This is a genomic window from Methylobacterium sp. P1-11 (genome assembly GCF_008329595.1).
In the GTDB taxonomy this organism is placed as follows: domain Bacteria; phylum Pseudomonadota; class Alphaproteobacteria; order Rhizobiales; family Beijerinckiaceae; genus Methylobacterium.
On the sequence record NZ_NPKS01000024.1, the window covers coordinates 51,297 to 72,846 of the forward strand.

23 protein-coding genes and 3 tRNA genes are annotated in these 21,550 nt (G+C 69.9%); 15 read left to right on the forward strand and 11 right to left on the reverse strand.

Going from position 1 to position 21,550, the window contains the following annotated elements; all coding sequences use genetic code 11:
* Positions 1–51: 51 nt before the first annotated feature.
* Positions 52–2,739: an alpha-ketoglutarate dehydrogenase gene (gene mdeB, locus CIW48_RS22230; protein WP_149312699.1), complete on the reverse strand. Its 2,688-nt coding sequence runs from the start codon at positions 2,737–2,739 to the stop codon at positions 52–54.
* Positions 2,740–2,938: 199 nt separating this feature from the next.
* Here mdeB and CIW48_RS22235 point away from each other — a divergent pair, with 199 nt between their 5' ends.
* Entirely contained in the window at positions 2,939–3,427 is a 489-nt protein-coding gene (locus CIW48_RS22235; RefSeq protein WP_149312700.1) for an Lrp/AsnC family transcriptional regulator, read from the forward strand.
* 118 nt (positions 3,428–3,545) lie between these two features.
* On the opposite strand, the gene CIW48_RS22240 is transcribed toward CIW48_RS22235, so the two are convergent.
* The 3 genes from CIW48_RS22240 to CIW48_RS22250 all read right to left on the reverse strand — a co-directional run bounded on the left by CIW48_RS22240 (position 3,546) and on the right by CIW48_RS22250 (position 4,304).
* Positions 3,546–3,621: transfer RNA gene (locus CIW48_RS22240), tRNA-Ala, on the reverse strand.
* 55 nt (positions 3,622–3,676) lie between these two features.
* Positions 3,677–3,752 (reverse strand) — tRNA-Ala (locus tag CIW48_RS22245).
* A 165-nt stretch (positions 3,753–3,917) separates the two neighbouring features.
* Positions 3,918–4,304, reverse strand: coding sequence for a TIGR02300 family protein (locus CIW48_RS22250; RefSeq protein ID WP_149312701.1), 387 nt, complete (start codon positions 4,302–4,304; stop codon positions 3,918–3,920).
* Between the two features lie 277 nt (positions 4,305–4,581).
* On the opposite strand from CIW48_RS22250, the gene aroA reads away from it, so the two are divergent.
* The 4 genes from aroA (at position 4,582) to CIW48_RS22270 (ending at position 7,174) form a co-directional block, all read left to right on the forward strand.
* On the forward strand, positions 4,582–5,931 hold the full coding sequence (gene aroA / locus CIW48_RS22255) for a 3-phosphoshikimate 1-carboxyvinyltransferase (RefSeq protein ID WP_149312702.1): 1,350 nt from the start codon (positions 4,582–4,584) through the stop codon (positions 5,929–5,931).
* Between the two features lie 5 nt (positions 5,932–5,936).
* Entirely contained in the window at positions 5,937–6,575 is a 639-nt protein-coding gene (gene cmk / locus CIW48_RS22260) for a (d)CMP kinase (RefSeq protein ID WP_149312736.1), read from the forward strand.
* Positions 6,576–6,667: 92 nt separating this feature from the next.
* Positions 6,668–6,743, forward strand: a tRNA-Lys gene (locus CIW48_RS22265).
* 149 nt (positions 6,744–6,892) lie between these two features.
* Positions 6,893–7,174: a hypothetical protein gene (locus CIW48_RS22270; protein ID WP_149312703.1), complete on the forward strand. Its 282-nt coding sequence runs from the start codon at positions 6,893–6,895 to the stop codon at positions 7,172–7,174.
* Positions 7,175–7,278: 104 nt separating this feature from the next.
* Here the strand turns inward: CIW48_RS22270 and CIW48_RS22275 are convergent, their stop codons facing one another.
* Entirely contained in the window at positions 7,279–8,238 is a 960-nt protein-coding gene (locus tag CIW48_RS22275; RefSeq protein WP_149312704.1) for a hypothetical protein, read from the reverse strand.
* 287 nt (positions 8,239–8,525) lie between these two features.
* On the opposite strand from CIW48_RS22275, the gene CIW48_RS22280 reads away from it, so the two are divergent.
* Complete coding sequence (locus CIW48_RS22280) at positions 8,526–8,705, forward strand: hypothetical protein (RefSeq protein WP_091786534.1); 180 nt, start codon at positions 8,526–8,528, stop codon at positions 8,703–8,705.
* An 18-nt stretch (positions 8,706–8,723) separates the two neighbouring features.
* Here CIW48_RS22280 and CIW48_RS22285 read toward each other — a convergent pair whose 3' ends face one another.
* Entirely contained in the window at positions 8,724–9,011 is a 288-nt protein-coding gene (locus CIW48_RS22285) for a PilZ domain-containing protein (RefSeq protein WP_149312705.1), read from the reverse strand.
* 409 nt (positions 9,012–9,420) lie between these two features.
* Here CIW48_RS22285 and CIW48_RS22290 point away from each other — a divergent pair, with 409 nt between their 5' ends.
* Entirely contained in the window at positions 9,421–10,479 is a 1,059-nt protein-coding gene (locus tag CIW48_RS22290) for a hypothetical protein (RefSeq protein WP_149312706.1), read from the forward strand.
* Positions 10,480–10,495: 16 nt separating this feature from the next.
* On the opposite strand, the gene CIW48_RS22295 is transcribed toward CIW48_RS22290, so the two are convergent.
* Positions 10,496–10,837, reverse strand: a complete 342-nt coding sequence (locus CIW48_RS22295; RefSeq protein WP_043350294.1) for a hypothetical protein — start codon at positions 10,835–10,837, stop codon at positions 10,496–10,498.
* An 83-nt stretch (positions 10,838–10,920) separates the two neighbouring features.
* Positions 10,921–11,784, reverse strand: a complete 864-nt coding sequence (locus CIW48_RS22300) for a formyltransferase family protein (protein ID WP_149312707.1) — start codon at positions 11,782–11,784, stop codon at positions 10,921–10,923.
* 110 nt (positions 11,785–11,894) lie between these two features.
* Here CIW48_RS22300 and CIW48_RS22305 point away from each other — a divergent pair, with 110 nt between their 5' ends.
* Together CIW48_RS22305 and CIW48_RS22310 are read left to right on the forward strand one after the other, a co-directional pair.
* Entirely contained in the window at positions 11,895–12,629 is a 735-nt protein-coding gene (locus CIW48_RS22305; protein ID WP_149312708.1) for an SDR family oxidoreductase, read from the forward strand.
* Complete coding sequence (locus CIW48_RS22310) at positions 12,595–14,238, forward strand: cryptochrome/photolyase family protein (protein ID WP_246695368.1); 1,644 nt, start codon at positions 12,595–12,597, stop codon at positions 14,236–14,238. The genes CIW48_RS22305 and CIW48_RS22310 overlap by 35 nt, the downstream gene beginning before the upstream one ends.
* On the opposite strand, the gene bcsS is transcribed toward CIW48_RS22310, so the two are convergent.
* The gene (gene bcsS, locus CIW48_RS22315) at positions 14,205–14,930 is read right to left on the reverse strand and encodes a cellulose biosynthesis protein BcsS (protein ID WP_246695369.1); all 726 of its coding nucleotides are present in this window, start codon (positions 14,928–14,930) and stop codon (positions 14,205–14,207) included. The genes CIW48_RS22310 and bcsS overlap by 34 nt on opposite strands.
* A 294-nt stretch (positions 14,931–15,224) precedes the next feature.
* On the opposite strand from bcsS, the gene CIW48_RS22320 reads away from it, so the two are divergent.
* Positions 15,225–15,827 (forward strand): exopolysaccharide biosynthesis protein, encoded by a 603-nt coding sequence (locus tag CIW48_RS22320; RefSeq protein ID WP_280141075.1) that lies wholly within the window; start codon positions 15,225–15,227, stop codon positions 15,825–15,827.
* A gap of 9 nt (positions 15,828–15,836) precedes the next feature.
* Here the strand turns inward: CIW48_RS22320 and CIW48_RS22325 are convergent, their stop codons facing one another.
* Together CIW48_RS22325 and CIW48_RS22330 are read right to left on the reverse strand one after the other, a co-directional pair.
* Positions 15,837–16,349, reverse strand: a complete 513-nt coding sequence (locus CIW48_RS22325; RefSeq protein WP_091786552.1) for a winged helix DNA-binding protein — start codon at positions 16,347–16,349, stop codon at positions 15,837–15,839.
* A gap of 160 nt (positions 16,350–16,509) precedes the next feature.
* Complete coding sequence (locus tag CIW48_RS22330; RefSeq protein ID WP_246695373.1) at positions 16,510–16,920, reverse strand: DUF6163 family protein; 411 nt, start codon at positions 16,918–16,920, stop codon at positions 16,510–16,512.
* Between the two features lie 262 nt (positions 16,921–17,182).
* Here CIW48_RS22330 and hemB point away from each other — a divergent pair, with 262 nt between their 5' ends.
* The 5 genes from hemB to purB all read left to right on the forward strand — a co-directional run bounded on the left by hemB (position 17,183) and on the right by purB (position 21,499).
* Positions 17,183–18,241: a porphobilinogen synthase gene (hemB, locus tag CIW48_RS22335; RefSeq protein ID WP_149312711.1), complete on the forward strand. Its 1,059-nt coding sequence runs from the start codon at positions 17,183–17,185 to the stop codon at positions 18,239–18,241.
* 35 nt (positions 18,242–18,276) lie between these two features.
* Positions 18,277–18,606, forward strand: coding sequence for a hypothetical protein (locus tag CIW48_RS22340; RefSeq protein WP_246695370.1), 330 nt, complete (start codon positions 18,277–18,279; stop codon positions 18,604–18,606).
* Between the two features lie 109 nt (positions 18,607–18,715).
* A complete protein-coding gene (locus CIW48_RS22345; protein ID WP_149312713.1) occupies positions 18,716–19,204 on the forward strand; it encodes an RDD family protein in 489 nt (162 codons plus the stop codon).
* A gap of 124 nt (positions 19,205–19,328) precedes the next feature.
* Entirely contained in the window at positions 19,329–20,075 is a 747-nt protein-coding gene (locus tag CIW48_RS22350) for an arginyltransferase (protein ID WP_149312714.1), read from the forward strand.
* A gap of 116 nt (positions 20,076–20,191) precedes the next feature.
* A complete protein-coding gene (purB, locus tag CIW48_RS22355; RefSeq protein WP_149312715.1) occupies positions 20,192–21,499 on the forward strand; it encodes an adenylosuccinate lyase in 1,308 nt (435 codons plus the stop codon).
* The last annotated feature ends 51 nt before the right edge of the window (positions 21,500–21,550 follow it).

The following is a 21,550-nucleotide window of genomic DNA, read 5'->3' on the forward strand; positions in this document are numbered from 1 at the left end:
CGCGGCCGGCGGGAGGGCTCCTGCGAGGCGCGCTGCGTGGGGTCCCCGCCTTCAGATCGTCCAGGGGGCGGGCGCGTCCGTCGCGATGCCGTAGCGGCCGATCGCGTCCGACACCGTGGCGCGCGGCACCGTACCGGCCTCAGCGAGGGCGTGCAGGGCGGCGATGACCACGTGCTGGCGGTCCACCTCGAAGAAGCGGCGGAGCGCGCTGCGCGTGTCGCTGCGGCCGAACCCATCCGTGCCGAGCGCGACGAAGCGCGCGCCGACGTAGGACGCGATCAGCTGCGGGTAAGCCCGGACGTAGTCGGTCGCCGCGACGACCGGCGCCGTGCCCGGCAGCAGCGCCGCCACGTGGCTGACCGGTGCCTCGGCTTCCGGGTTGAGCATCGCCTGCCGCTCGGCCTCGCGGGCGTCGCGGGCCAGTTCGCTGAAGCTCGTCACGCTGAACACCTCGGCCGAGACGCCCCAGTCCCGCGCGAGCAGGTCGGCCGCCGCGATCACCTCCGGCAGGATCGCGCCTGAGCCGAGGAGGCGGATGGCGGCGGTTCCGGTCCCCGGCCCGGTTTCCGGCCCCGACAGGCGGTACATGCCCTTCAGGATTCCGGCCTCCACCCCTTCCGGCATGGAGGGCTGCGCGTAGTTCTCGTTCATGGCGGTGAGGTAGTAGAAGGCATCCTCGCCCTCTTCCATCATCGCGCGGGTTCCGCGGTCGACGATCACCGCCATCTCGTACGCGAAGGCCGGATCGTAGGCGCGGCAGTTCGGGATCGCGGCCGCCGCCAAGTGGCTCGACCCGTCCTGGTGCTGCAGGCCCTCGCCGCCGAGGGTGGTGCGGCCCGCCGTGGCGCCGATCAGGAAGCCGCGGGCCCGCTGGTCGGCCGCCGCCCAGATCAGGTCGCCGACCCGTTGGAAGCCGAACATCGAGTAGTAGATGTAGAACGGCAGCATCGACAGGCCGTGGACGCTGTAGGACGTGGCCGCCGCCGTCCAGGACGAGATCGCCCCCGCCTCGGTGATGCCTTCCTCCAGGAGCTGCCCGTCCCGGGCCTCGCGGTAGTAGAGCATCGAGCCGGCATCCTCCGGCTCGTAGAGCTGGCCCTGCGGCGCGTAGATGCCGACCTGCCGGAACAGGTTGGCCATGCCGAAGGTCCGCGCCTCGTCGGCGACGATCGGGACGACGCGGGGCCCGAGGTCCTTGTGCTTCAGGAGGTTGCCGAACAGGCGCACCACCGCGGTGGTGGTCGACATCTCCTTGCCGCCGGCCTCCAGCGCGAAGCCCGCATAGGTCGAGAGCGCCGGCACCGCGACGGTCGGCGCGGTGCGGCGGCGGGCCGGCAGCACGCCGCCGAGGATCTCGCGGCGCTCGCGCAGGTAGCGCATCTCGGCGCCGTCCTCGGCCGGCTTGTAGAAGGCCAGACCCTCGACCTGCGCGTCGGTGAGCGGCAGGGCGAAGCGGTCGCGGAAGGCGCGGAGCGCGTCGACGTCGAGCTTCTTGGCCTGGTGGGCGGTCATGCGCGACTCGCCCGCGCCGCCCATGCCGTAGCCCTTCTTGGTCTTGGCCAGGATCACCGTCGGGCGGCCCTTGGTGGCCTTGGCGGCCGCGAAGGCGGCGTAGAGCTTGCGGAAGTCGTGGCCGCCGCGCTTGAGGCGATCCACGTCGGCGTCCGACATGTGGGCCACCAGCTCGCGCACCTCCGGATCCTCGCCGAAGAAGTGGGCGAGGTTATAGGCACCGTCCTTGGCGCCGAGCGTCTGGTACTTGCCGTCGACGGTGTCTGCGAAGCGCCGCAGCAGGGCGTGGTTGGTGTCGCGGGCGAAAATCCCGTCCCATTCCGAGCCCCACAGCACCTTGATGACGTTCCAGCCCGCACCCCGGAACAGGCTCTCCAGCTCCTGGATGATCTGGCCGTTGCCGCGCACCGGACCGTCGAGCCGCTGCAGGTTGCAGTTGATGACGAAGGTGAGGTTGTCGAGGTTCTCGCGGGCCGCCAGGGCGAGGCCGCCGATTGACTCGGGCTCGTCCATCTCGCCGTCGCCGAACACGCCCCAGACATGCCGCCCTGACGTGTCGGCGAGGCCCCGGTCGGCGAGGTAGCGCATGAAACGTGCCTGGTAGACGGCGTGGATCGGCCCGATCCCCATCGAGCCGGTCGGGACCTGCCAGAAATCGGGCATCAGCCAGGGATGCGGGTAGGAGCAGAGGCCGTCGCCCGCGATCTCCTGGCGGTAATGCTTCAGCTGCTCGTCGCTGAGCCGTCCCTCCAGGAAGGCGCGCGCGTAGACGCCGGGCGCCGAATGCGGCTGGAAGTAGACGAGGTCGCCGTCCGCCCCGCCCTTGAAGAAGTGGTTGAACCCGACCTCGAACAGCTCCGCCGCCGAGGCGTAGCTCGCCACGTGGCCGCCGAGCTCGCCGTAGGCCATGTTGGCGCGCACCACCATGGCTAGCGCGTTCCAGCGCATGATCGACGTCAGCCGCTCCTCGATGTCGAGGTCGCCCGGATAGCGCGGCTGCTTCTCCAGGGGGACCGTGTTCCGGTAGGGCGAGTAGGGCAGCGCCTCGTCGAGGATGCCGATCTCCTTCGAGCGCCGCTCCAAGCGGTCGAGGATGAAGCGCGCCCGGGCCGCGCCCTCGGTGCGGAACAGCGATTCCAGGGCGGCGAGCCAGTCCTGCGTCTCGGCCGGGTCGTGATCGACCTCGGCGGACCACGCGATGGTGGCTTTCGGCGGAATGGCGTTCATCGGCGCGGGCTCCCTGGTCGGCTCGATCATACGGGGATCGCGGCGGGGGGACATGCCGAATATTTGCTGTGACGCCGCGGCCAGCGGATTGAAATACCGCGACAACGGCGATAGGCGGCAAAATATGCCGTTCTGGGCGCTGGCCCCGGCCTTATGCCGTGAGGCCGCGCAATGCGGCGGGAGACCGGAGACCGAACTCATGCCCGCCCGTCCGGCCCCCCTCGACGCCGCGAGCCTGCGGATCCTGGAATGCCTGCAGCAGGACAGCGAGATCAGCATCGCCGATCTCGCCGAGCGGGTGGGCCTGTCGACGTCGCCGTGCTGGCGGCGCGTCAACGACCTGAAGGAGGCGGGGGTGATCCGCGGCTGCGTGGCGGTGGTCGACCCGCTGAGCCTTGGGCTCGCGGTCAACGTGTTCGTCCACGTGTCGCTGGAGAAGCAGACCCAGGCCGCGCTCCAGGCCTTCGACGAGGCGGTGCGCAGCCGCCCGGAGGTGATGGAGTGCTACCTGATGAGCGGCGAGGCCGACTACATGCTGCGGGTCGTGGTCGAGGATCTGGGCCAATACCAGAAGCTGGTCCTCGACCACCTCACGCGGATCCCCGGCGTGGCCAACATCCGCTCGAGCTTCGCCCTGGGGCAGGTAAAGTACACGACCGCGCTGCCGCTCGGACACCTGACCCGCTGACGGAGCGCGGTCGCACGCCGCGTCAGGGGGCAGGCGCTTCGGCGGACGATGTCGAAATCTGGAAGATCCTGGTCTCGGTTGCGGAGACCGGTATGAGCCGCGTCGCGCGCGATAAGAATGGTGGAGCCTAACGGGATCGAACCGATGACCTCTTCCATGCCATGGAAGCGCTCTCCCAGCTGAGCTAAGGCCCCATTCATTTTGACAGCGGTTCACGTCCCGAAAGGGTCGTGTCGCGCGAGGGTGGGATGGTGGAGCCTAACGGGATCGAACCGATGACCTCTTCCATGCCATGGAAGCGCTCTCCCAGCTGAGCTAAGGCCCCACTTTACCATCCACCGCGGTTTGGGTACCGCTGGGTCTCGCCGAACCGGATCGCGGCCGGCGAGGCCGGTTCTATAGGCGGCTCGCATCGCGGACTCAACCCCCTTTTTTCGCTGCCGCCGGGGGTTTTTTGCAGGGGGTTCCAGTCGGGGAGGCGGAGGCCGCCTCAGCCCTCCTCGTCGTTCTCGATATCGCCGTCGATCAGGTCGGAGACGTCGTCGTCGCCGGAATCCTCTTCCTCCAGGAAGGTGTCGTCGTCGGAGGAATCTCCGTCCTCGACCGTGTCGTCCTCGGGCGTCGGATCCGCGTCGTCCTCGGCGGCTTCGACTTCGTCGAGAGAGACCATCTCCGGCCCCTTCTCGTCCGTCTCGTCCTCATCGTCGTTAGTGGCCGGGCTGCGCGACAGCGCCGGGGGCGCCGCACGGCTGGAGGTGGCCACCGCCTGATAGGTCGCGCCGCATTTCGGGCAGACGGCGGGATCTCGGGCGAGGTCGTAGAACTTCGCGCCACAGCTCATGCACTGGCGCTTCAAGCCAAGTTCCGGTCGGGCCACGGGCGGACACCTCGTCGTCAATGCTGTCTCGGGGGAGGGGCCCCGTTAGTCGCGGTGGCGGCCCCTGTCAATCGAGCCCGCGCAGGGCGTTCCCGGCGTCGTGCCGGCGGCCCGCTCCCGGGGGTCGGCCGGGCATCGGCGTCGGCAACGGGTGGATGACGGCGGGCGGTGCCCGTGTTAACCGCGCGGCGACTTCACCGTCCGATTGCAGCGCCGCGGCAGGGCCGCGCGACGCGCCGGATCCAGGCCCACGTCTCAGAGCCCGAACGGACGTCCCGTGTCGCACGATTCGAGTCCCCAGCCCCTCACCGCCGCGCCGGGCGCCCCGCTGCGCGGACGCCTGCGCCCGCCCGGCGACAAGTCGATCTCGCATCGGTCGATGATCCTCGGCCTGCTCAGCCAGGGCGAGACGCGGGTCGAGGGCCTGCTGGAGGGCGACGACGTCCTGCGCACCGCCGCCGCCGCGAAGGCGCTCGGCGCGGGCGTCGAGCGCCTCGCGCCCGGAAGCTGGCGGGTCCAGGGCGTCGGCATCGGCGGCCTCGGCGATCCGGCCGACGTGCTCGATTTCGGCAATGCCGGCACCGGTTCTCGGCTCATGATGGGCGTGGTCGGCGGGCAGCCGGTCACCGCGACCTTCGACGGCGACGCCTCCCTGCGGTCGCGGCCGATGCGCCGCATCCTCGACCCGCTGACCCGCATGGGCACGCAGGTCCTCGCCGAGGCCGAGGGCGGGCGGGTGCCGCTGACCCTGCGGGGTCCCAAAGAGGCGATCCCGATCACCTACGAGACCCCGGCGGCATCGGCACAGATCAAGTCCGCGGTGCTGCTCGCCGGCCTCAACGCCCCCGGCGTCACGACCGTGATCGAGGCGGCCGCGACCCGCGACCACACCGAGCGGATGCTGCGCCTCTTCGGCGCCGCGGTCAGCGTCGAGCCGCACGGGCCGGGCGGCCACGGCCGCAAGATCGCGCTCACCGGCCAGCCGACCCTGCGCGGCACCGACGTCGTGGTCCCGGCCGACCCGTCCTCGGCGGCGTTCCCCCTGGTGGCGGCGCTGATCGTGCCTGGCTCCGACGTGGTGATCGAGGGCGTGATGATGAACCCGCTGCGCATCGGGCTGATCACGACGCTCCTGGAAATGGGCGCGCAGATCGAGCGCGTGGCCGAGCGGGAGGAGGGCGGCGAGACCGTGGCCGACCTGCGCGTGCGCGCGAGCCGCCTGACCGGTGTCGACGTCCCGGCCGAGCGGGCGCCCGCGATGATCGACGAGTACCCGGTTCTGGCGGTGGCGGCGAGCTTCGCCGAGGGTCGGACCCGGATGAACGGCCTCCACGAGCTGCGGGTCAAGGAATCGGACCGCCTCGCCGCCGTCGCCGCCGGGCTCGCCGCCAATCGCGTCCGCCACACGGTCGAGGGCGACGACCTCGTGGTCGAGGGCGACGGCGCGGCTGCGCCGGGCGGCGGGACGGTCGCGACCCATCTCGACCACCGCATCGCCATGGCGTTCCTGGTGATGGGCCTCGCGGCGCGGAGCCCGGTCACGGTGGACGACGGCGCGATGATCGCCACGAGCTTCCCGAGCTTCCTTCCGACCATGCAGGCCCTCGGCGGCCGGATCGGGGCGTGACCGCCATGCCGCTCGTCATCGCGATCGACGGACCGGCCGCGTCCGGCAAGGGCACCCTCGCCAAACGTCTGGCCGACCATTACGGCCTGCCGCATCTCGACACCGGGCTCCTCTACCGAGCGGTGGCGCTGGCGCTGCTCGATGCCGGCCTGTCGCTGGACGATTCCGCGGCTGCCGCGCGGGCGGCCCAGGCCCTCGACGCCGGCCGGCTCGACGATCCGCGCCTGCGGGACCGGGCAATGGGCGAGGCGGCCTCCCGAGTCTCGTCGGTGCCCGAGGTTCGCGCCGGGCTGCTCGCGTGGCAGCGCCGCTTCGCCGCCGACCCGCAGGGGGCGGTGCTCGACGGGCGCGACATCGGTACGGTGGTCTGTCCCGAGGCCTCGGTGAAGCTGTTCATCACCGCGTCCTCCGAGGAGCGCGCCCGCCGTCGCCACCGGGAGCTGTCCAGCCGCGGCGAGGCGGCGACCTTCGCGGCGATCCTGGCCGACATTGAGGCCCGCGACGCCCGGGACGCCTCCCGCAGCGCCGCGCCCCTGCGCATGGCCGACGACGCCGTCCGGCTCGACACAACGGAGCTCGACGCGGACGCGGCCTTCGACGAGGCCCGGCACATCGTCGAGCGGACCCGCGGCGACGCGGCCTGAGGGTTGTCCACCTCCCTCGTGTTGACCCCCCGGGCTCGCTCACCTATTGCGGACGCGCCGTCCCCGACGGGCCGCCGCGCGGCCCGGGACGCGAGCGCGTAGCTCAGCTGGTAGAGCAACGGACTTTTAATCTGTAGGTCCTGGGTTCGAGTCCCAGCGCGCTCACCATATCCTCGAAAGCGCTCCTGACACTCGGCGCGGTCACCACTCTCCAGGCCGGTGATGGGCCGGTGGGCGGACGCTACGCCGACATGAAAATCGGAACTCCCGGTTGCGCTTCGGGTTGGGCTCCCAACGCAACTGCGAAGGAGTCACCGATGCGGAAGCTCGCTCTCATCTCCGCCGTCACGCTGTCCCTCGGCGCGCTCGGTGCCACCGGCGCCCAGGCGCAGGGCTACGGCTACGGCGGCCACCACGGCTACGGTTACGGCCGCGGCTACGATCGCGGCTACGGCTCGCGGCGCGATTTCGGGTACCGCCGTCACCGTGGTCTGTCGACCGGGGCCGCGATCGGCCTCGGCATCGCGGGCGCAGCCGCCGGCGCCGCCGCGGCCGGCGCCTTCGATCGGGGGCCGGCCTTTTACGGCCGCGGCTACTGAGCCACCGCACGGCCTGACGAAGTAGAGCCCCGCCGCCACCGCGGTGGGGCTCTCGCTGTTTGATGCGGCCGCGCGGGCCGACGGCGCGCGTCGGTCGGTCCGGCTCAGCGCAGCCAGCGCCGAATCTGCTCGCGGAAGGTCGGGCGGAGGGCCCGCCGCGCCCGCGCACCCGCGAAGTGATCAATGCGGATCCGGTCGGTCGGGACTTGACGCAGGAACCGTTCGGCGATCTCGAAGATCACGATGTCCGGCCGGACATCCTCGACATAGGCCCAGTCGATATTCGCCGACCAGATCGCGTGCACTTCCCCAAAGGTTTCTGCCAGCATCGCGGTAAGGCGCGCGCCTGGGCTGTAGATGTAGGAATCGCCGAACAACACCACGCGCCGCGGATCCGGTGCATCCCTGTTCTCCAAGACAACGCGGGATCCCACAAACAATCCGCGCGGGCGCACGGCCCGTCCTGATTCCCGCACCGCCACCAGCGCGTTCGCGTCAATCCGCGCAGCGCGGCGAGGAAAGTCGTAGGCGACGTAGTCCTCGTCGACCGGAGGGACGAGCTTCTCGCCGAGATCGAATGTGAAGCGCTCGTTCACGCTTGTACCCGCGAAGACGTGCGCCGCCACTGGCGCGTCCAAGGCCTCGCAGAGCGTGCGGTACGCGGTCAGGTAGCCCCGGTAGGTCCAGTGCGTATCCGTCCGCAAATAGACAGGCTCATCGGCCCGTGCCGTCTGGAGCGGCGTCTGCAAATCAACCATCGCGGCCCCGCTGTCGCCGGCGACCAGTCGGGCGAGGCGGGTTCCGGGCGGATCGTCGAGCCCCGGGAAGGGGCGGCCGAGCAGGTCCGGATAGATCGCGAGCTTGTCGGGGACGATAGTGTGCACGTGCCGGATCCCGAGACCGTCGAGGCGGCGTGCCCGTCGCCGGATGAGCCGCGTCCAACGCTTCAGGATCCGCCGTGAGGTCGCGGTATCGCCGTAGAAGGCTTCGACCTCGCTGGCGCGTCCGACCCAGTACAGCCAGCCATTGTGTCCCACGGCCACGCCGTTGCCGCTCGTCTTCAAAGCTCCCCGGCCTCCCACCGCCCGCCACAATGCACTCAATAACGCGGGGCTCCCGCCTCGACGGATCTGCGCGGGATTGCAACCCCGCGCGTAGCGGGACCGTGCCCCATCGCGGCGACGGCGGAGCGATGTAGCGGGTTGACGGCCGCCGTGACTACACGGCCTCGGGCGAAGGGGCGCGCCTTTTTCGCCCACGCGCGGGCCTCGTGGTGAAACTTTCCCGCCGCGCCGGGGGTACTCCCGTCAGGCGCATCACTCTGCGCGACGTTCCGAAGAAGGGCCGGCCCATGTCCGCGCTTGTCACGTCCATCGGCTGCGGCTTCGTTCTGGCGGGATTCGCGGCCGAGAAGTTCGCCGAGCATCGCTGGCTCGCGGCGAGCCGGCCCGCGCCCCTCGACGCCCTCGCGGTCCTAGCCCTGGCGCTCCCGGCGGTCGGGCTCACGCTGATGGCGACCCTGGCGGCTTGAGTGCGCCGGGCGGCCGCCTCACTCCGCGTCGAGGCAGAACAGGACCCCGACCGTCCGCTCCTTGCGCCAGATGAGCTGGACCGCGTATCGCATCTCGGCACTGGCCAGCACGAGGTCGAACGCATCCTCAAGCTGCACCACCTGCGAACCGAGAAATTCCAGCATCGCGCCGCGATCGGAGATGTTCTTGACCTGACAAGGATAGCGCGAGCCGTCCCGATGCTGCGCGAAGGCCAGTAGGGCGGTTGGTTTCCGTTCGGTGGCCCGGCGCTCGACGAAGGCGGGAGTGCTGACGTTGCGGGACACGGCCGAGGTTCCTGCCCAATTCGGCCGATTTGGCGCGATATCAGTAAAAATGCGCCCGATTTGCTAACATGGTATTGATGATCGGCGCACAGGAGAATGATCAGCAAGTTGCGATCCGTCTATCGGTGCGATCCGAGGTCTTTACCGCCGGTTTTCTCTCGTCGGCCCCTTGCCGACCTTGATGAAGCGGCCGACCAGAAGGCCGAGCGGGACCGACACCAGGAACCATGTGCGCAGGAATCGCAAGGCATTCATGGATCCGCTCCGCGGCGCGTGATCGATGTCGCGAACCAAGCCGTCTGAGGCTGAGGTCGCCGACGCGATCGTGAGACATATCTGGTCCCTCGGTCGGCCTCTGCCAGTGGGACCCTGAGCCGAGGCTGCACCGAGACGACATCCGGAGATGATCATGCGCATCCGCCCCGGCTTGGCTCTGTTGGCGAGTGCCGCACTCGGCCTGCCGACCATCGCCATTGCCGAGGCGAACGGACGTTCGCCGGCTGGCGACCCGTCCCCGGAACAGCTCTCCCCGGATCAGAACGCGCGGAATCCCTCTTGGCCGCCGAACTTCTCCCGCAGCGTGCAGGGGACTGGAGTGCCTGGGCTGGATGGCGGCCACGTCTTCCTCTGGAACCGGCCGCCGGGCTTCGATCCGGTCTCGACTCTGCGGGTCGACCGGCACGTGCCGGAGGGGTCGGGCGAGGCCACTCACACCTACAAGGCGCTCTGGGCGCTGGGATCCACCGGCCCTCACAACGCCGGTTACGAGTGGACGATCACGGGCGAGTTGCACAATCGTGCCCTCGCCAGCACCGGTGCGCAGAACGTCGCCGTCAACGGCACGATCTTCAAGGAGCCCAACGGATTGGGACCGGTCGGGCCCTCCTGGGCCGGGAACTTCAACTGTGTCGACATGACCGACGAGTCCGATCCCCTTGCCTCCTGCATCGGCGCCGAGATCGACGTCTCGGCGCAGTCGCCGACCACGGACCGCAACCGGCAGCGGGTCGGTCTGCAGATCTCCACCGGCGGCGTACCGGGCGCCCATACCGGCTACGGGATCCTCATGGGCAACCTCACCGGCTCCATCACCGACCGGGCGATCTCGTTCCAGGGGGAGGGCACCTACGGTATCGGGATCGACGCCGCCGCCGCGCGGTTCACTGGCGTCCCGTTGCTGCTCGCGGCCGGGCAGGCAATCGGGCTCGACGGCAACCGCGAGGGCGGCTTCTCTCGCCGCCTCGGGTTCGACGGGCGCGATCTGGTCTACGGCACAGCGGCCGGACCGGTTATGCGCGTGAGCGATAGCGGGCAGATCGAGGCCGCTTCCCTTCGCGAGAGCCTGCCGCGGCCGCCCGCGAGCAGCCGCGCGCCGTGCACCCCTGGGGACCATGCCTGGGATGAGGCCTACGAATACCGCTGCGTCGCGCCCGACCGCTGGAAGCGCGCGACGCTCAGCGACTGGTGAGCGCCGCCGCGGGAGGTCAGCGGTCGAGGATTCGCACCACAGCGCGGGTCTCGGGGTCGACAACCACGATCTTGTCGCCGGGCGCCACGAAGTAGCCGAAGCGGCGCAGCCGCGGGTTCGGGGCCTCCGTGAAGGGCGCCAGCCGCACGTCGGGCGGCACGATGCTGCCGGGCCGCAGCGGGATCGATCCCACGATCGGTCCGGGGCCCACCGGCCGGCGGACGATGTAGTCGCGCACCACGACGTCGTCGTCGGGGCCGAACTCGTCGGGGGTCACGATCACCGCCTGCGCGAAGGCGGAGCCGGTGAACAGTGCGGCAAACCCGAGGGCTGCGGCGAGGCTGGCGCGGGTCGACATGGCGGACTCCCGTGGTGCCCGGGTGGGAATTCCCGGGCCGCCGGAAACATCAGGGTCTGGGTTTCGGTTCCCGACCGTACCGGTCAGCGGCCGATCTGCCCGGCCTCCGCGAGGGGGACTGGCGACCAGCGGGTCAGCTGGACGTACCCGTCGAGGGCCGCCACCACGACGTGGCGGCGGTGGCGGTGCACCACCGCTCCGGGCGTGTGCGCGTGGCGCTCCTGCCATCCTTGCGCCTCCGCCACGAAGACCCGGGCATCCCCGAGCCGCGCGATCGTCTCGACCGTGCCGAAGGCCCGCATCCGGCGCAGGACCGTCTCGACGTCCTGCCGGAAGTCGAGCGTCCGGTCGGCATCGGTGGCGCGTGGCCAGTAGGAGCCGTCCCCCTGCGGTTCGGAGCGCCGCCAGCAGTTGGGCAGGTCGCGGCCGAGGGGACCGGCGGCGAGGCGGCGCGCCGCCATCTGGCACTTGGCGAGCAGCGTCTCGTGGCTCTCGTTCGAACTCAGCGCGAAGATGTCCTGCGCGAGGAGATCGCCGGTGTCGAAGCCCTCGGCGAGCACATGGGCGGTGACCCCCCAGGTCTCGTAGCGGTCGAGCACGGCCCGGAACAGCGGGTAGGGGCCCCGGCCTGTCGGCAGCGGGGAGGGATGGATGTTGAGCCCATAGGCGGCGCGGCCCTTCCAACCCTTGATGAGCCAGGGATATCCAGCGACCACCAGCGCCCAATCCCGGCCGTGCTCGGCCTGCAGCGCCTCGATGTCCCGCTCGCGGATCCGCGAGAGCTGGATCGGCAGCCGCAGCGACCGGGCGCGAGCGACGATGACCTCGTTGTGGTCGTAGACCCCGTCGCAGGGGCGCGTGAACAGCTTCACCGGCGTCCAGCCGGCGTCGAGCAGCCCCTCGAAGACCCCGCCGAGGAAGTCGATGCCGGCGAACGCGAACTTCATGCTTGCCGCCTGCGACCTTGTGGACGTGGAGGGTGCGGGTCGACCGCCTGCCCAGGGGTGTGCCCCGCCTTACCTTGATCGGGCCGAGACGGGTAGCAAGGGGGGGCAACATGCGCCGGGTGATCATCTATGGCGGGACCGGGGGGATCGGTCTCGCCACGGCCCGTGCGCTGCGGGCCCGTGGCTACGCGCTGCATCTTGCCGCCCGGAATGCAGAGCGCCTTTCGGACGCCGCGTCGGAGCTGGGTGAGACCAGCGTCACGGCCGGCGATGTCGCGGATCCGGATTTCGTATCCCGCGCCACCGAGGCCGCCGGTCCGCGACTCGCAGGCTTGGTCTACGCGGTCGGCACGATCAACCTGCGGCCGCTGAGTCGGCTGACGCGAGCCGATATCGAAGGCGACTTCGCCGTCAACGCCCTGGGTGCCTTCTCGGCGGTGCAGGCCGCCGCGGGCGCCCTCAAGGCGGGGGCCGGCGAAACGGGCGCCGGGATCGTGCTGTTCTCGACGGTGGCCGCCGCGCAGGGTTTCGCGGCGCATGCCTCCGTCGCCATGGCCAAGGGCGCCGTCGAGGGCCTGGCGCTGTCGCTGGCGGCCGAACTCGCTCCCCAGATCCGCGTCAACGTCGTGGCGCCCTCGCTGACGCGCACCCCGCTCGCCGCCGCGATCACCGGCAACGAGACGCTCGCGCAGGGGATCGCCGCGATGCATGCCCTCCAGCGATTGGGGCGCCCGGAAGACGTCGGCGCCCTGGCAGCCTTCCTGGTCTCCGACGAAGCGGCCTGGATCACCGGCCAGGTCATCGGTGTCGATGGCGGCCGCTCCGCCCTACGCACCAAGGGCTGAGACGGTGGCCGCGAAACGCCGCGGCAGCGCCGGAGAGGGCGGCACGCTGCGCTTCGTCCTGGGCGATCAGCTGACCCGCCGGGTGTCGAGCCTCGTCGATCTCGATCCCGCGCGCGACGTCGTGCTGATGGTCGAGGTCCGGGACGAGGCGACCTATGTCCGCCACCACAAGCAGAAGATCGCCTTCCTGTTCGCCGCCATGCGCCATGTCGCGGCCGAGCTGGAGGCGGAGGGGATCGCCGTCGACTACGTCCGCCTCACCGATGCGGGCAATACCGGCAGCTTCACCGGCGAACTGGAGCGCGCCGTCGCGCGCCACAGGCCGGAGCGGATCGTCGTCACCGAGCCCGGGGAATGGCGTGTCTGGGAGATGATGCAGGATTGGCGCGAGACGCTCCCGATCCCGGTCGAGATCCGCGCCGACAACCGTTTCCTGTGTCCGCGGGAGGATTTCGCGCGGTGGGCCGAGGGCCGGCATCACCTGCGGATGGAGACCTTCTACCGGGGCATGCGCCGCCGCAGCGGGCTCCTGATGGACGGCGGCGAGCCAGCGGGCGGCCGCTGGAACTACGATCCCGAAAACCGCAAGCGCCTCCCGAAAGGACACCGGCCGCCGGACCGGATCGGCTTCCAGCCGGATTCCGTGACGCGCGACGTCATCGCGCTGGTGGAGGCGGAGTTCGGCGATCATTTCGGCGACCTGACCGGCTTCTCCTGGCCGGTGACCCGGGCCGATGCCCTCGCGGCGCTCCGGCACTTCCTGACGGAGGCCCTGCCGACCTTCGGCGACTATCAGGATGCCATGAAGACCGGCGCGCCGTTCCTGTACCACGCGCTCCTGTCGCCTGCCCTCAATGCCGGGTTGCTCACCGCCGAGGAGGTGTGCTGGGCCGCCGAACGGGCCTATCGCGACGGTTCGGCGCCGCTCCACTGCGTCGAGGGCTTCATCCGGCAGATCCTCGGCTGGCGGGAATACGTGCGCGGCCTCTACTGGGCTCGCATGCCCGCCTACCGGGAAACCAACGCCCTCGGCGCGGGCCGCGACCTGCCGTGGTTCTACTGGTCGGGGGAGACGGCGCTCAACTGCATCGCGCAGGTGGTCTCGGACACGCGCGCCAACGCCTATGCCCATCACATCCAGCGCCTGATGGTGACCGGCAACTTCGCCCTCATCGCCAGCCTCGACCCGGCTCAGGTCGAGGAATGGTACCTGATCGTCTTCGCCGACGCCTACGAATGGGTCGAGCTGCCCAACGTCCACGGCATGGTGCTGTGGGCCGATGGCGGCGTGATGGGCTCGAAACCCTACGCGGCCTCGGGCGCCTATATCGACCGAATGTCGGATTATTGTGCGTCCTGCATCTACGACGTGAAGGTCAAAGCCGGGCCGGGCGCATGCCCGTTCAACTATCTGTACTGGAACTTCCTGATCGAGAACGAGCAGCGATTGGCTGGCAACCAGCGCCTGGCGATGCCGTACCGGACCTTGCGCGGCTTCAGCGACACCCGCCGGGCCGAGATCCGCCGCGACGCGGCCGCGTTCCTCGATTCCCTCGACGCCCGGCCGGGCTCCGCTCACAGGGGGGACCAGACCGAGAGCGTCAGGTAGGGACGGGCCCGGGCGCGTCCCGCCTCGGACTGGACGCCCGCGGACGCGCGGAAGCTGTAGCGGCCGACGGCGAAGTCGGTCGCGTGCAGGCCGAGGCTCCACTTCGCGTAGCCGGTCGTGTCCGTGTAGAGCGCGGCCTCGGGGCCGATATAGGTCTCGTACAGGCGATAGCCCCAGGCGATGCGCGCCCAGAGGCTGTCGCGAGCCGACCCCGCGACCGCGGTCGCCTGAAGGAGCGTCGCATCCGTCGGACGCGCCCAGACCTCGCCGTGGAGCCGCAGGCCGAAGCGTGTCGGCAGGGCGTGGACATCGCGCCCCGCAACCAGCATCTCCGTCGCGGCCTCGGGGCCCGCATAGGCGGCGGCCACGCCCCAGTCGAAGAACCACTGATACCCGGCGACCGCGGCCGCGGCGACGGTGTACCGCTCACGCGGGCCCTCGGCGCCGTGCTCCGAGCGGTATCCGCCTCCGACGCTCGCGAGCGCGGTGAAGCCATCCTGCGCGAGGGACGTGAGGCCCGCCTTCGCCCCGATGGTCAGGAAGGTGTCCCCGCCCGCGTCGAGGCTGCCGAACAGGAGCATGTCGAACTCGCTGGCGCGCGCGTCGGGGGCAGGACAGGCACGTCCTGCAAGCAAGGCCGGGATCGCGAACAGAAGACCGCCGATCCCTCTGGTGAAATGGGAGCCGTGCACGGTCAATCCCTCCAGTCTGGAGGTGATGGTTAAGATAAAATGCCGTTCGGTGCGGCGCTTTGTCTGGTCAGGCGCCCAGATTTGTGTGGATGGTGCCCCGGTGTCAGCCGAGAGGACCGGAATTTTGTCGGCGTGTCGCGTAATTCAACTTGAAAGTTACTTCGCAAGTTCGATCGTAATCTTGGGGCATGGCCGGCCGGCCGGAGTTTCGCGCAGTGTCGCGAATCTGCCGTGCTTGGCGTGCCAGATGTTCTCGGCTAGAGCCGCCGCGGGAAAGCGAAGGTTGGCAGATCCTTGACCTCCGGTGCACGAACGTCGGACGTCCTCACCGTGCTGGCGAGCCAGGAGGGCGAGCGCCTCACCGTGGGCGACATCGTCGCGGTCCTGCGGGATCGTGCCTTCGCGCTGCTCGTGGTCCTGTTGGGGCTGCCGAATTGCCTGCCGATGCCGCCGCCGATCCCGCTGATCTGCGGCCTGCTCCTGCTCCTCGTGGCGATTCAGATCGCCGCCGGGATGTCGGCGCCTTGGCTGCCGCGGATGCTCCTCGGCCGCTCGATCGCCCTGACCGACGTCAGGAGGGCCGTCACCCGCGCGGTGCCGATCCTGCGCCGCCTGGAGCGCTGGTCGCGCCCCCGCGTCAGCGTGTTCGAGACCGCGCTCGGCATGCGCGGCATGGGGATCGTCCTGCTGGCCCTGGCGCTGGCGCTCATCGTCGCCGCGCCCATCGTGGGACAGATCCCGCTCGGTCTCGCTGTCTGCCTGGTCGGGCTCGGCCTCGTCGAGCGCGACGGTCTCGTCGTCCTGGGCGGCTTGGTGATCGGGATGTTCGGCGTCGCCATCAATGCCGGCTTCGCCTACGCGGTGATCTCCGGGATCGTCGGTCTTCTCAACCTCTGACGGTCGGCCTCAGAGGCGGTAGCGGATCTGGTCGGTCCAGAAGCGCTCGAGGCGGGTCAGCGCCTGGTTCAGGCGATTGAAGTCGTCCTCGGAGATTCCGCCGATCGGCGTGATCGTCCGGGCATGCTTGTCGTAGAGCGTCTGGATGATCTCGTGGACCTGACGACCCTTGTCGGTCAGGCTGATCCGGACGGAGCGGCGGTCCGTCTTGGAGCGGGCGTGGTGGAGATAGCCCGCCTCGACCAGCTTCTTCACGTTGTACGAGACGTTGGACCCGAGATAATAGCCCTTGGTCCGCAGTTCGCTCGCGGTCAGCTCCTTGTCGCCGATGTTGTACAGGAGCAGCGCCTGGACGCTGTTGACGTCCTCACGGCCGCGGCGCTCGAACTCGTCCTTGATCACGTCGAGCAGCCGGCGATGCAGCCGCTCCACGAGGTGGAGCGCTTCCAGGTAGGATCCCTTGGGAGAGGCGGCCTCCTCGGGGGCTTCGACCTGCGCGACTCGGGCGTTCTGGGTCTTCATCTCTGCCTCGCCATCCGTTGATCCGGCAACCGTTCGATGCGGCGCCGTTGATGATGGCTAAGCTAGGGCTCGGAAATGAAAGGCCATTTAAGCGACAGGATGAATTCGCGATTTACTCTTCGCGGTAAAGACAAACTGAATGAAGATAAGAACGGTTCGTTCACCGTGCTTCCTGCGCGGCGAGCCAGGACAGCAGGAAGTACAACGTCACGACGCAGCCCCCGAATACGAGCAGCGGGACCGGCAACGGCAAGAGTTGCGGTGTCAGGACCGCCAGCGTCATCGCGGATGTGACCGCGAGCAACCAGATCACGCCGCCCCAGGCGCTCGTCAGCCACAATCCGATCGCCGCCGCGGCATCGATCACCGCGAAGTAGACGATCGCGGATTGCCGGCCGAAGGGTTCCGCCTCGAAGGGCCGGACCCCCGGCATGATGTCGAGGATGGTCGCCCAGGCGAAGACGCTCTTGAGGAGCCAGATCAGGGCCGTAAGCCGCATGAACCAGATCAGAACCGTGTCCCACGCGCCGGGCGCCGGTCCCTGGACGCGCTCGATCCGGTCGCTGGGCACCCCGCCCGGCCTCGGCGTCTTGCGCCGGATCGGAAGGTAGCCGGGCACTATCGGAGACTCGCGGAGATGATGGGCCGGTGCATGGGCGAGGGGCCGGGGTCCTGATCCGTTGGAAAGGGAACGCGCCGGGTTGAAGCGGTTCCGCCGTCCTGCGTCAACGGTCGGGTTTCGCCGCGCCGGCCCGGTGTGGTAGTCGAACGCCTCCGGCGCAGGGGCGCCGCGCGATCCGCGGCGTGGTCCGCGCGAACGGTAGCGAAGCCGCATGTCAGACACTCTGCCAGAGCCGCGCCCTCTCGCCGTGGAGGCTGCCCGCGAGGGCGCCCGGGTAGAGGGCCTCAAGATCACCCAGCGCCCGCGCCGCAACCGGAAATCGGATTGGTCGCGTCGGCTGGTCCGCGAGCACACCCTGACGGTCGACGACCTGATCTGGCCGATGTTCGTGATCGAGGGCGAGGGCCGGCGCGAGCCGATCGCCTCCATGCCGGGCGTCGAGCGTCTCTCGGTGGACGAGATCGTGCGCGACGCCGAGCGCGGGGCACGGCTCGGCATCCCGGCGATCTCGTTCTTCCCCTACACGGAAGTCGCGCTGCGCGACCCGACCGGATCGGAGGCGCTGAACGCCAACAATCTCGTCTGCCGCGCGGTGCGCGCCGTGAAGCGGGCGGTGCCCGAGATCGGGATCATGACGGATGTGGCGCTCGACCCCTACACGAGCCACGGCCATGACGGCCTGATGAAGGACGGCGCGATCCTCAACGACGAGACCGTCGCGGTCCTTGTCGAGCAGAGCCTGATCCAGGCCGAGGCCGGGACCGACATCATCGCACCCTCCGACATGATGGACGGGCGCGTCGGTGCGATCCGCGCCGGCCTCGACAAGGCCGGATTCCTCGACGTGCAGATCATGGCCTACGCGGCCAAGTATGCCAGCGCCTTCTACGGGCCGTTCCGCGACGCGATCGGCACCAAGGCCGCGCTGGTGGGGGACAAGCGGACCTACCAGATGGATCCGGGCAACTCGTCCGAGGCCCTGCGCGAGGTCCGCCTCGACCTCGATGAGGGCGCGGATTCGGTGATGGTGAAGCCGGGCCTGCCCTATCTCGACATCATCCGCCGGGTGCGGGACGAATTCCAGGTCCCGACCTTCGCCTATCAGGTGTCCGGCGAGTACGCGATGATCGAGGCGGCCGCCCGCAATGGCTGGCTCGACGGCGACCGCGCGATGGTCGAGGCGCTCCTCGCCTTCAAGCGGGCCGGGGCCGACGGCGTCCTCACCTATCACGCCCCGCGGGTTGCGGAGCGCCTGCGCAACCATCCGTGAAACGGACGCACCGCTGGCTCCTCGGATCCGCGGTCGTGGCCGGCTTCCTCGGCGGCCTCGCCGCCTGCCAGGATACCCTGCGCCGGGATCGCGTCGCCACCTGCCGCCGGGCGCTGCCGGCGGTGGCGCCGCAGCCGGGAATCCGGTTGCTGCGGGCGGCGCCGGGCCCGGCGGCGAACTCGGTGCGCGTCGATTATTCCGACGGGAACCGGCCGCACTGGCTGACCTGCCGGTTCGATGCTGGGACGACCCTGACGGCGCTCGCCACCGAGGCGACGACCCTGTCGGGCCCCGCGCTCTACATGCTGAAGCGCTTCTATCTCGACACGCCGGACGCGGCGGCCGACGACCCGGCCGGGCGCTGACGGGAGCCCGCGCGGCGCGGAAGGGATCCCGCGTTCCCGCATCCCCTTGCGGCCTTTGCGGCGCACACCCACCTTGACGTCCGCAGCCTCGCTTGCAGGACGCGACACCATGCAGAACCCCCAACCCGGCTACGCGCAGCGCCTCGACGCGCCCGGCTACGCCACCGCGTTGCCGATCCCGTTCGTGCGGGCGAGCCTCGGCGGCCGGACGGTCGCCTATCTCCTCGACATCCTGTTCATCTTCGGCTTCACGGTCGTGTTGACCCTGCTGATCACCGTGATCGGCGTGGTCACGTTTGGCCTCGGCTGGACGCTGTTCGCAGTCCTGCCGGCGAGCGGCATCATCTACAGCGCGATCACGGTCGGCGGCTCGAAGCAGAGCACGATCGGCCAGCGGTTGATGGGTCTGCGGACCATCGCGCCTGAGAGCGGCGCGCGGGTCGACGTCATCACGGCCGCGGTTCACGCGCTGCTGTTCTACGTCGCCATCTCGACCTTCCTGCTCTGGTGCGTCGACGTCGCCTTCGGGCTGATGCGCTCCGACCGGCGTCTCGGGCACGACCTGCTTCTCGGCCTCGCCGTCGTTCACGCGCGCTGAGCGGACGGTTCGACGATGAAAATGTGACGGTGCGACCGGCCGGGCCATTGAGCCGTGGCCGGTCGCCTGTACACTGTCATGCCGGCGCCGTGAGGACGAACCCGGCGCAGGGCTTGTGAGAAGCGTGACCAGCCATCCGCGCGACACACCGCAATTCTACCTCACCGCTCCGTCGCCGTGCCCGTATCTGCCGGGGCAGGAGGAGCGGAAGGTCTTCACCCACCTGGTCGGACGGCGCGCCCGCGACCTCAACGAGATCCTGACCCAGGGCGGCTTCCGCCGCTCGCAGACGATCGCGTATCGCCCGGCCTGCGAGACGTGCCGCGCCTGCATCTCGGTGCGGGTCGTGGTCGATGAGTTCGAGCCGAGCGCGAGCCAGAGGCGCATCCTGGCGCGCAGCGCCGACTGGGTCGGCACGCCCGAGCCGAACCGCCCGGCCTCGGAGCAATACGCCCTGTTCCGCCGCTACCTCGACGCCCGGCACGGCGACGGCGGCATGGTCGACATGACCGTGCTCGACTACGCCATGATGGTCGAGGACAGCCATGTCGACACGCACCTCGTGTCGTATCGCCGGCACGGGCCGGATACGTCGGTCACCGGCCGCGGCTCGGGACCGCCGCTCGCCTTCTGCCTGACGGATGTGCTCTCCGACGGGCTGTCGATGGTCTATTCGTTCTACGATCCCGCGGAGGCCGCGCTCTCCCCGGGTACCTTCATGATCCTCGACCATATCCGTCGGGCCCGCCGGCTCGGCCTGCCGTATCTCTATCTCGGCTACTGGGTCGAGGGCTCGCGCAAGATGGACTACAAGTCGCGCTTCCGCCCGCAGGAACGCCTGATGGGCCAGGGCTGGGTGCGGATCGACTGAATCCGCCGCCGGTGGTCCACACCTGTTGCCGTCTCGGCATGCCCGATGCGCATTGAGCGGCCGGCCCGGCGCATGCTACCGGCCTCGCACGCAATCCGGACCGTACCGAGGCCCCCATGATCCCCCGCTACAGCCGCCCCGCGATGACGGCGATCTGGTCGCCCGAGACCCGCTTCCGGATCTGGTTCGAGATCGAGGCCCACGCCACCACGGCGCTCGCCGAGATCGGCGTCGTCCCGAAGGAAGCCGCCGCGACGATCTGGGCCAAGGGCAAGGACGCGGTCTTCGACGTCGCCCGCATCGACGCGATCGAGGCGGTGACGAAGCACGACGTCATCGCCTTCCTCACCCATCTCGCCGAGATCGTCGGGCCCGAGGCGCGGTTCGTCCACCAGGGGATGACCTCCTCGGACGTGCTCGACACCTGCCTCAACGTGCAGCTCGTGCGCGCCGCCGACATCCTGATCGCCGACGTCGACTCGCTGCTCGCCGCCCTGAAGGCGCGGGCCTTCGAGCACAAGCTGACCCCGACCATCGGCCGGTCGCACGGCATCCACGCCGAGCCGGTGACCTTCGGTCTGAAGCTCGCCCAGGCCTATGCCGAGTTCGAGCGCAACCGCCGCCGCCTCGTCGCGGCCCGCGCGGAGGTCGCCACCTGCGCGATTTCCGGCGCGGTCGGCACCTTCGCCAATATCGACCCGCGGGTGGAGCAGTACGTCGCCGAGAAGATGGGCCTGACCGCCGAGCCGGTCTCCACCCAGGTGATCCCGCGCGACCGCCACGCGATGTTCTTCGCCACCCTCGGCGTGGTCGCCTCGTCCCTGGAGCGGCTGGCGATCGAGATCCGGCACCTCCAGCGCACCGAGGTGCTGGAGGCGGAGGAGTTCTTCTCCGAGGGCCAGAAGGGTTCCTCGGCCATGCCGCACAAGCGCAACCCGGTGCTGACCGAGAACATCACCGGCCTCGCCCGGATGGTCCGCGGCTACGTCACCCCGGCTTTGGAGAACGTCGCCCTCTGGCACGAGCGCGACATCTCCCACTCCTCGGTGGAGCGCATGATCGGCCCCGACGCCACCGTCACCCTCGACTTCGCCCTCGCGCGCATGACCGGGGTGATGGAGAAGCTGCTGGTCTACCCGGCCAACATGCAGAAGAATCTCGACCGGCTCGGCGGCCTGATCCACTCGCAGCGCGTGCTGCTGGCGCTCACCCAGGCCGGCGTGTCCCGCGAGGATTCCTACCGGCTGGTCCAGCGCAACGCGATGCCGGTCTGGCGCGGCGAGGGCGATTTCCTGGCCCTGCTCAAGGCCGACCCGGAGGTCGCCGCGGCACTCCCGGCCGAGCAGATCGAGGCTTGCTTCGATCTCGGCTACCACTTCAAGCACGTGGACACGATCTTCGGCCGGGTCTTCGGCGACCGCTGAGATCCCGCACGATTCCTGCTTCGACCCGCGTTCGCGGGCCCGGGATCTCGG

Excerpts from the sequence above, each read along its gene's own strand:
- mdeB (WP_149312699.1), bottom strand. The coding sequence starts at position 2,739 with ATGAACGCCATTCCGCCGAAAGCCACCATCGCGTGGTCCGCCGAGGTC.
- CIW48_RS22235 (WP_149312700.1), top strand. The coding sequence starts at position 2,939 with ATGCCCGCCCGTCCGGCCCCCCTCGACGCCGCGAGCCTGCGGATCCTG.
- cmk (WP_149312736.1), top strand. The coding sequence starts at position 5,937 with ATGCCGCTCGTCATCGCGATCGACGGACCGGCCGCGTCCGGCAAGGGC.
- CIW48_RS22270 (WP_149312703.1), top strand. The coding sequence starts at position 6,893 with ATGCGGAAGCTCGCTCTCATCTCCGCCGTCACGCTGTCCCTCGGCGCG.
- CIW48_RS22280 (WP_091786534.1), top strand. The coding sequence starts at position 8,526 with ATGTCCGCGCTTGTCACGTCCATCGGCTGCGGCTTCGTTCTGGCGGGA.
- CIW48_RS22290 (WP_149312706.1), top strand. The coding sequence starts at position 9,421 with ATGCGCATCCGCCCCGGCTTGGCTCTGTTGGCGAGTGCCGCACTCGGC.
- CIW48_RS22295 (WP_043350294.1), bottom strand. The coding sequence starts at position 10,837 with ATGTCGACCCGCGCCAGCCTCGCCGCAGCCCTCGGGTTTGCCGCACTG.
- CIW48_RS22300 (WP_149312707.1), bottom strand. The coding sequence starts at position 11,784 with ATGAAGTTCGCGTTCGCCGGCATCGACTTCCTCGGCGGGGTCTTCGAG.
- CIW48_RS22305 (WP_149312708.1), top strand. The coding sequence starts at position 11,895 with ATGCGCCGGGTGATCATCTATGGCGGGACCGGGGGGATCGGTCTCGCC.
- CIW48_RS22310 (WP_246695368.1), top strand. The coding sequence starts at position 12,595 with ATGGCGGCCGCTCCGCCCTACGCACCAAGGGCTGAGACGGTGGCCGCG.
- CIW48_RS22325 (WP_091786552.1), bottom strand. The coding sequence starts at position 16,349 with ATGAAGACCCAGAACGCCCGAGTCGCGCAGGTCGAAGCCCCCGAGGAG.
- hemB (WP_149312711.1), top strand. The coding sequence starts at position 17,183 with ATGTCAGACACTCTGCCAGAGCCGCGCCCTCTCGCCGTGGAGGCTGCC.
- CIW48_RS22345 (WP_149312713.1), top strand. The coding sequence starts at position 18,716 with ATGCAGAACCCCCAACCCGGCTACGCGCAGCGCCTCGACGCGCCCGGC.
- purB (WP_149312715.1), top strand. The coding sequence starts at position 20,192 with ATGATCCCCCGCTACAGCCGCCCCGCGATGACGGCGATCTGGTCGCCC.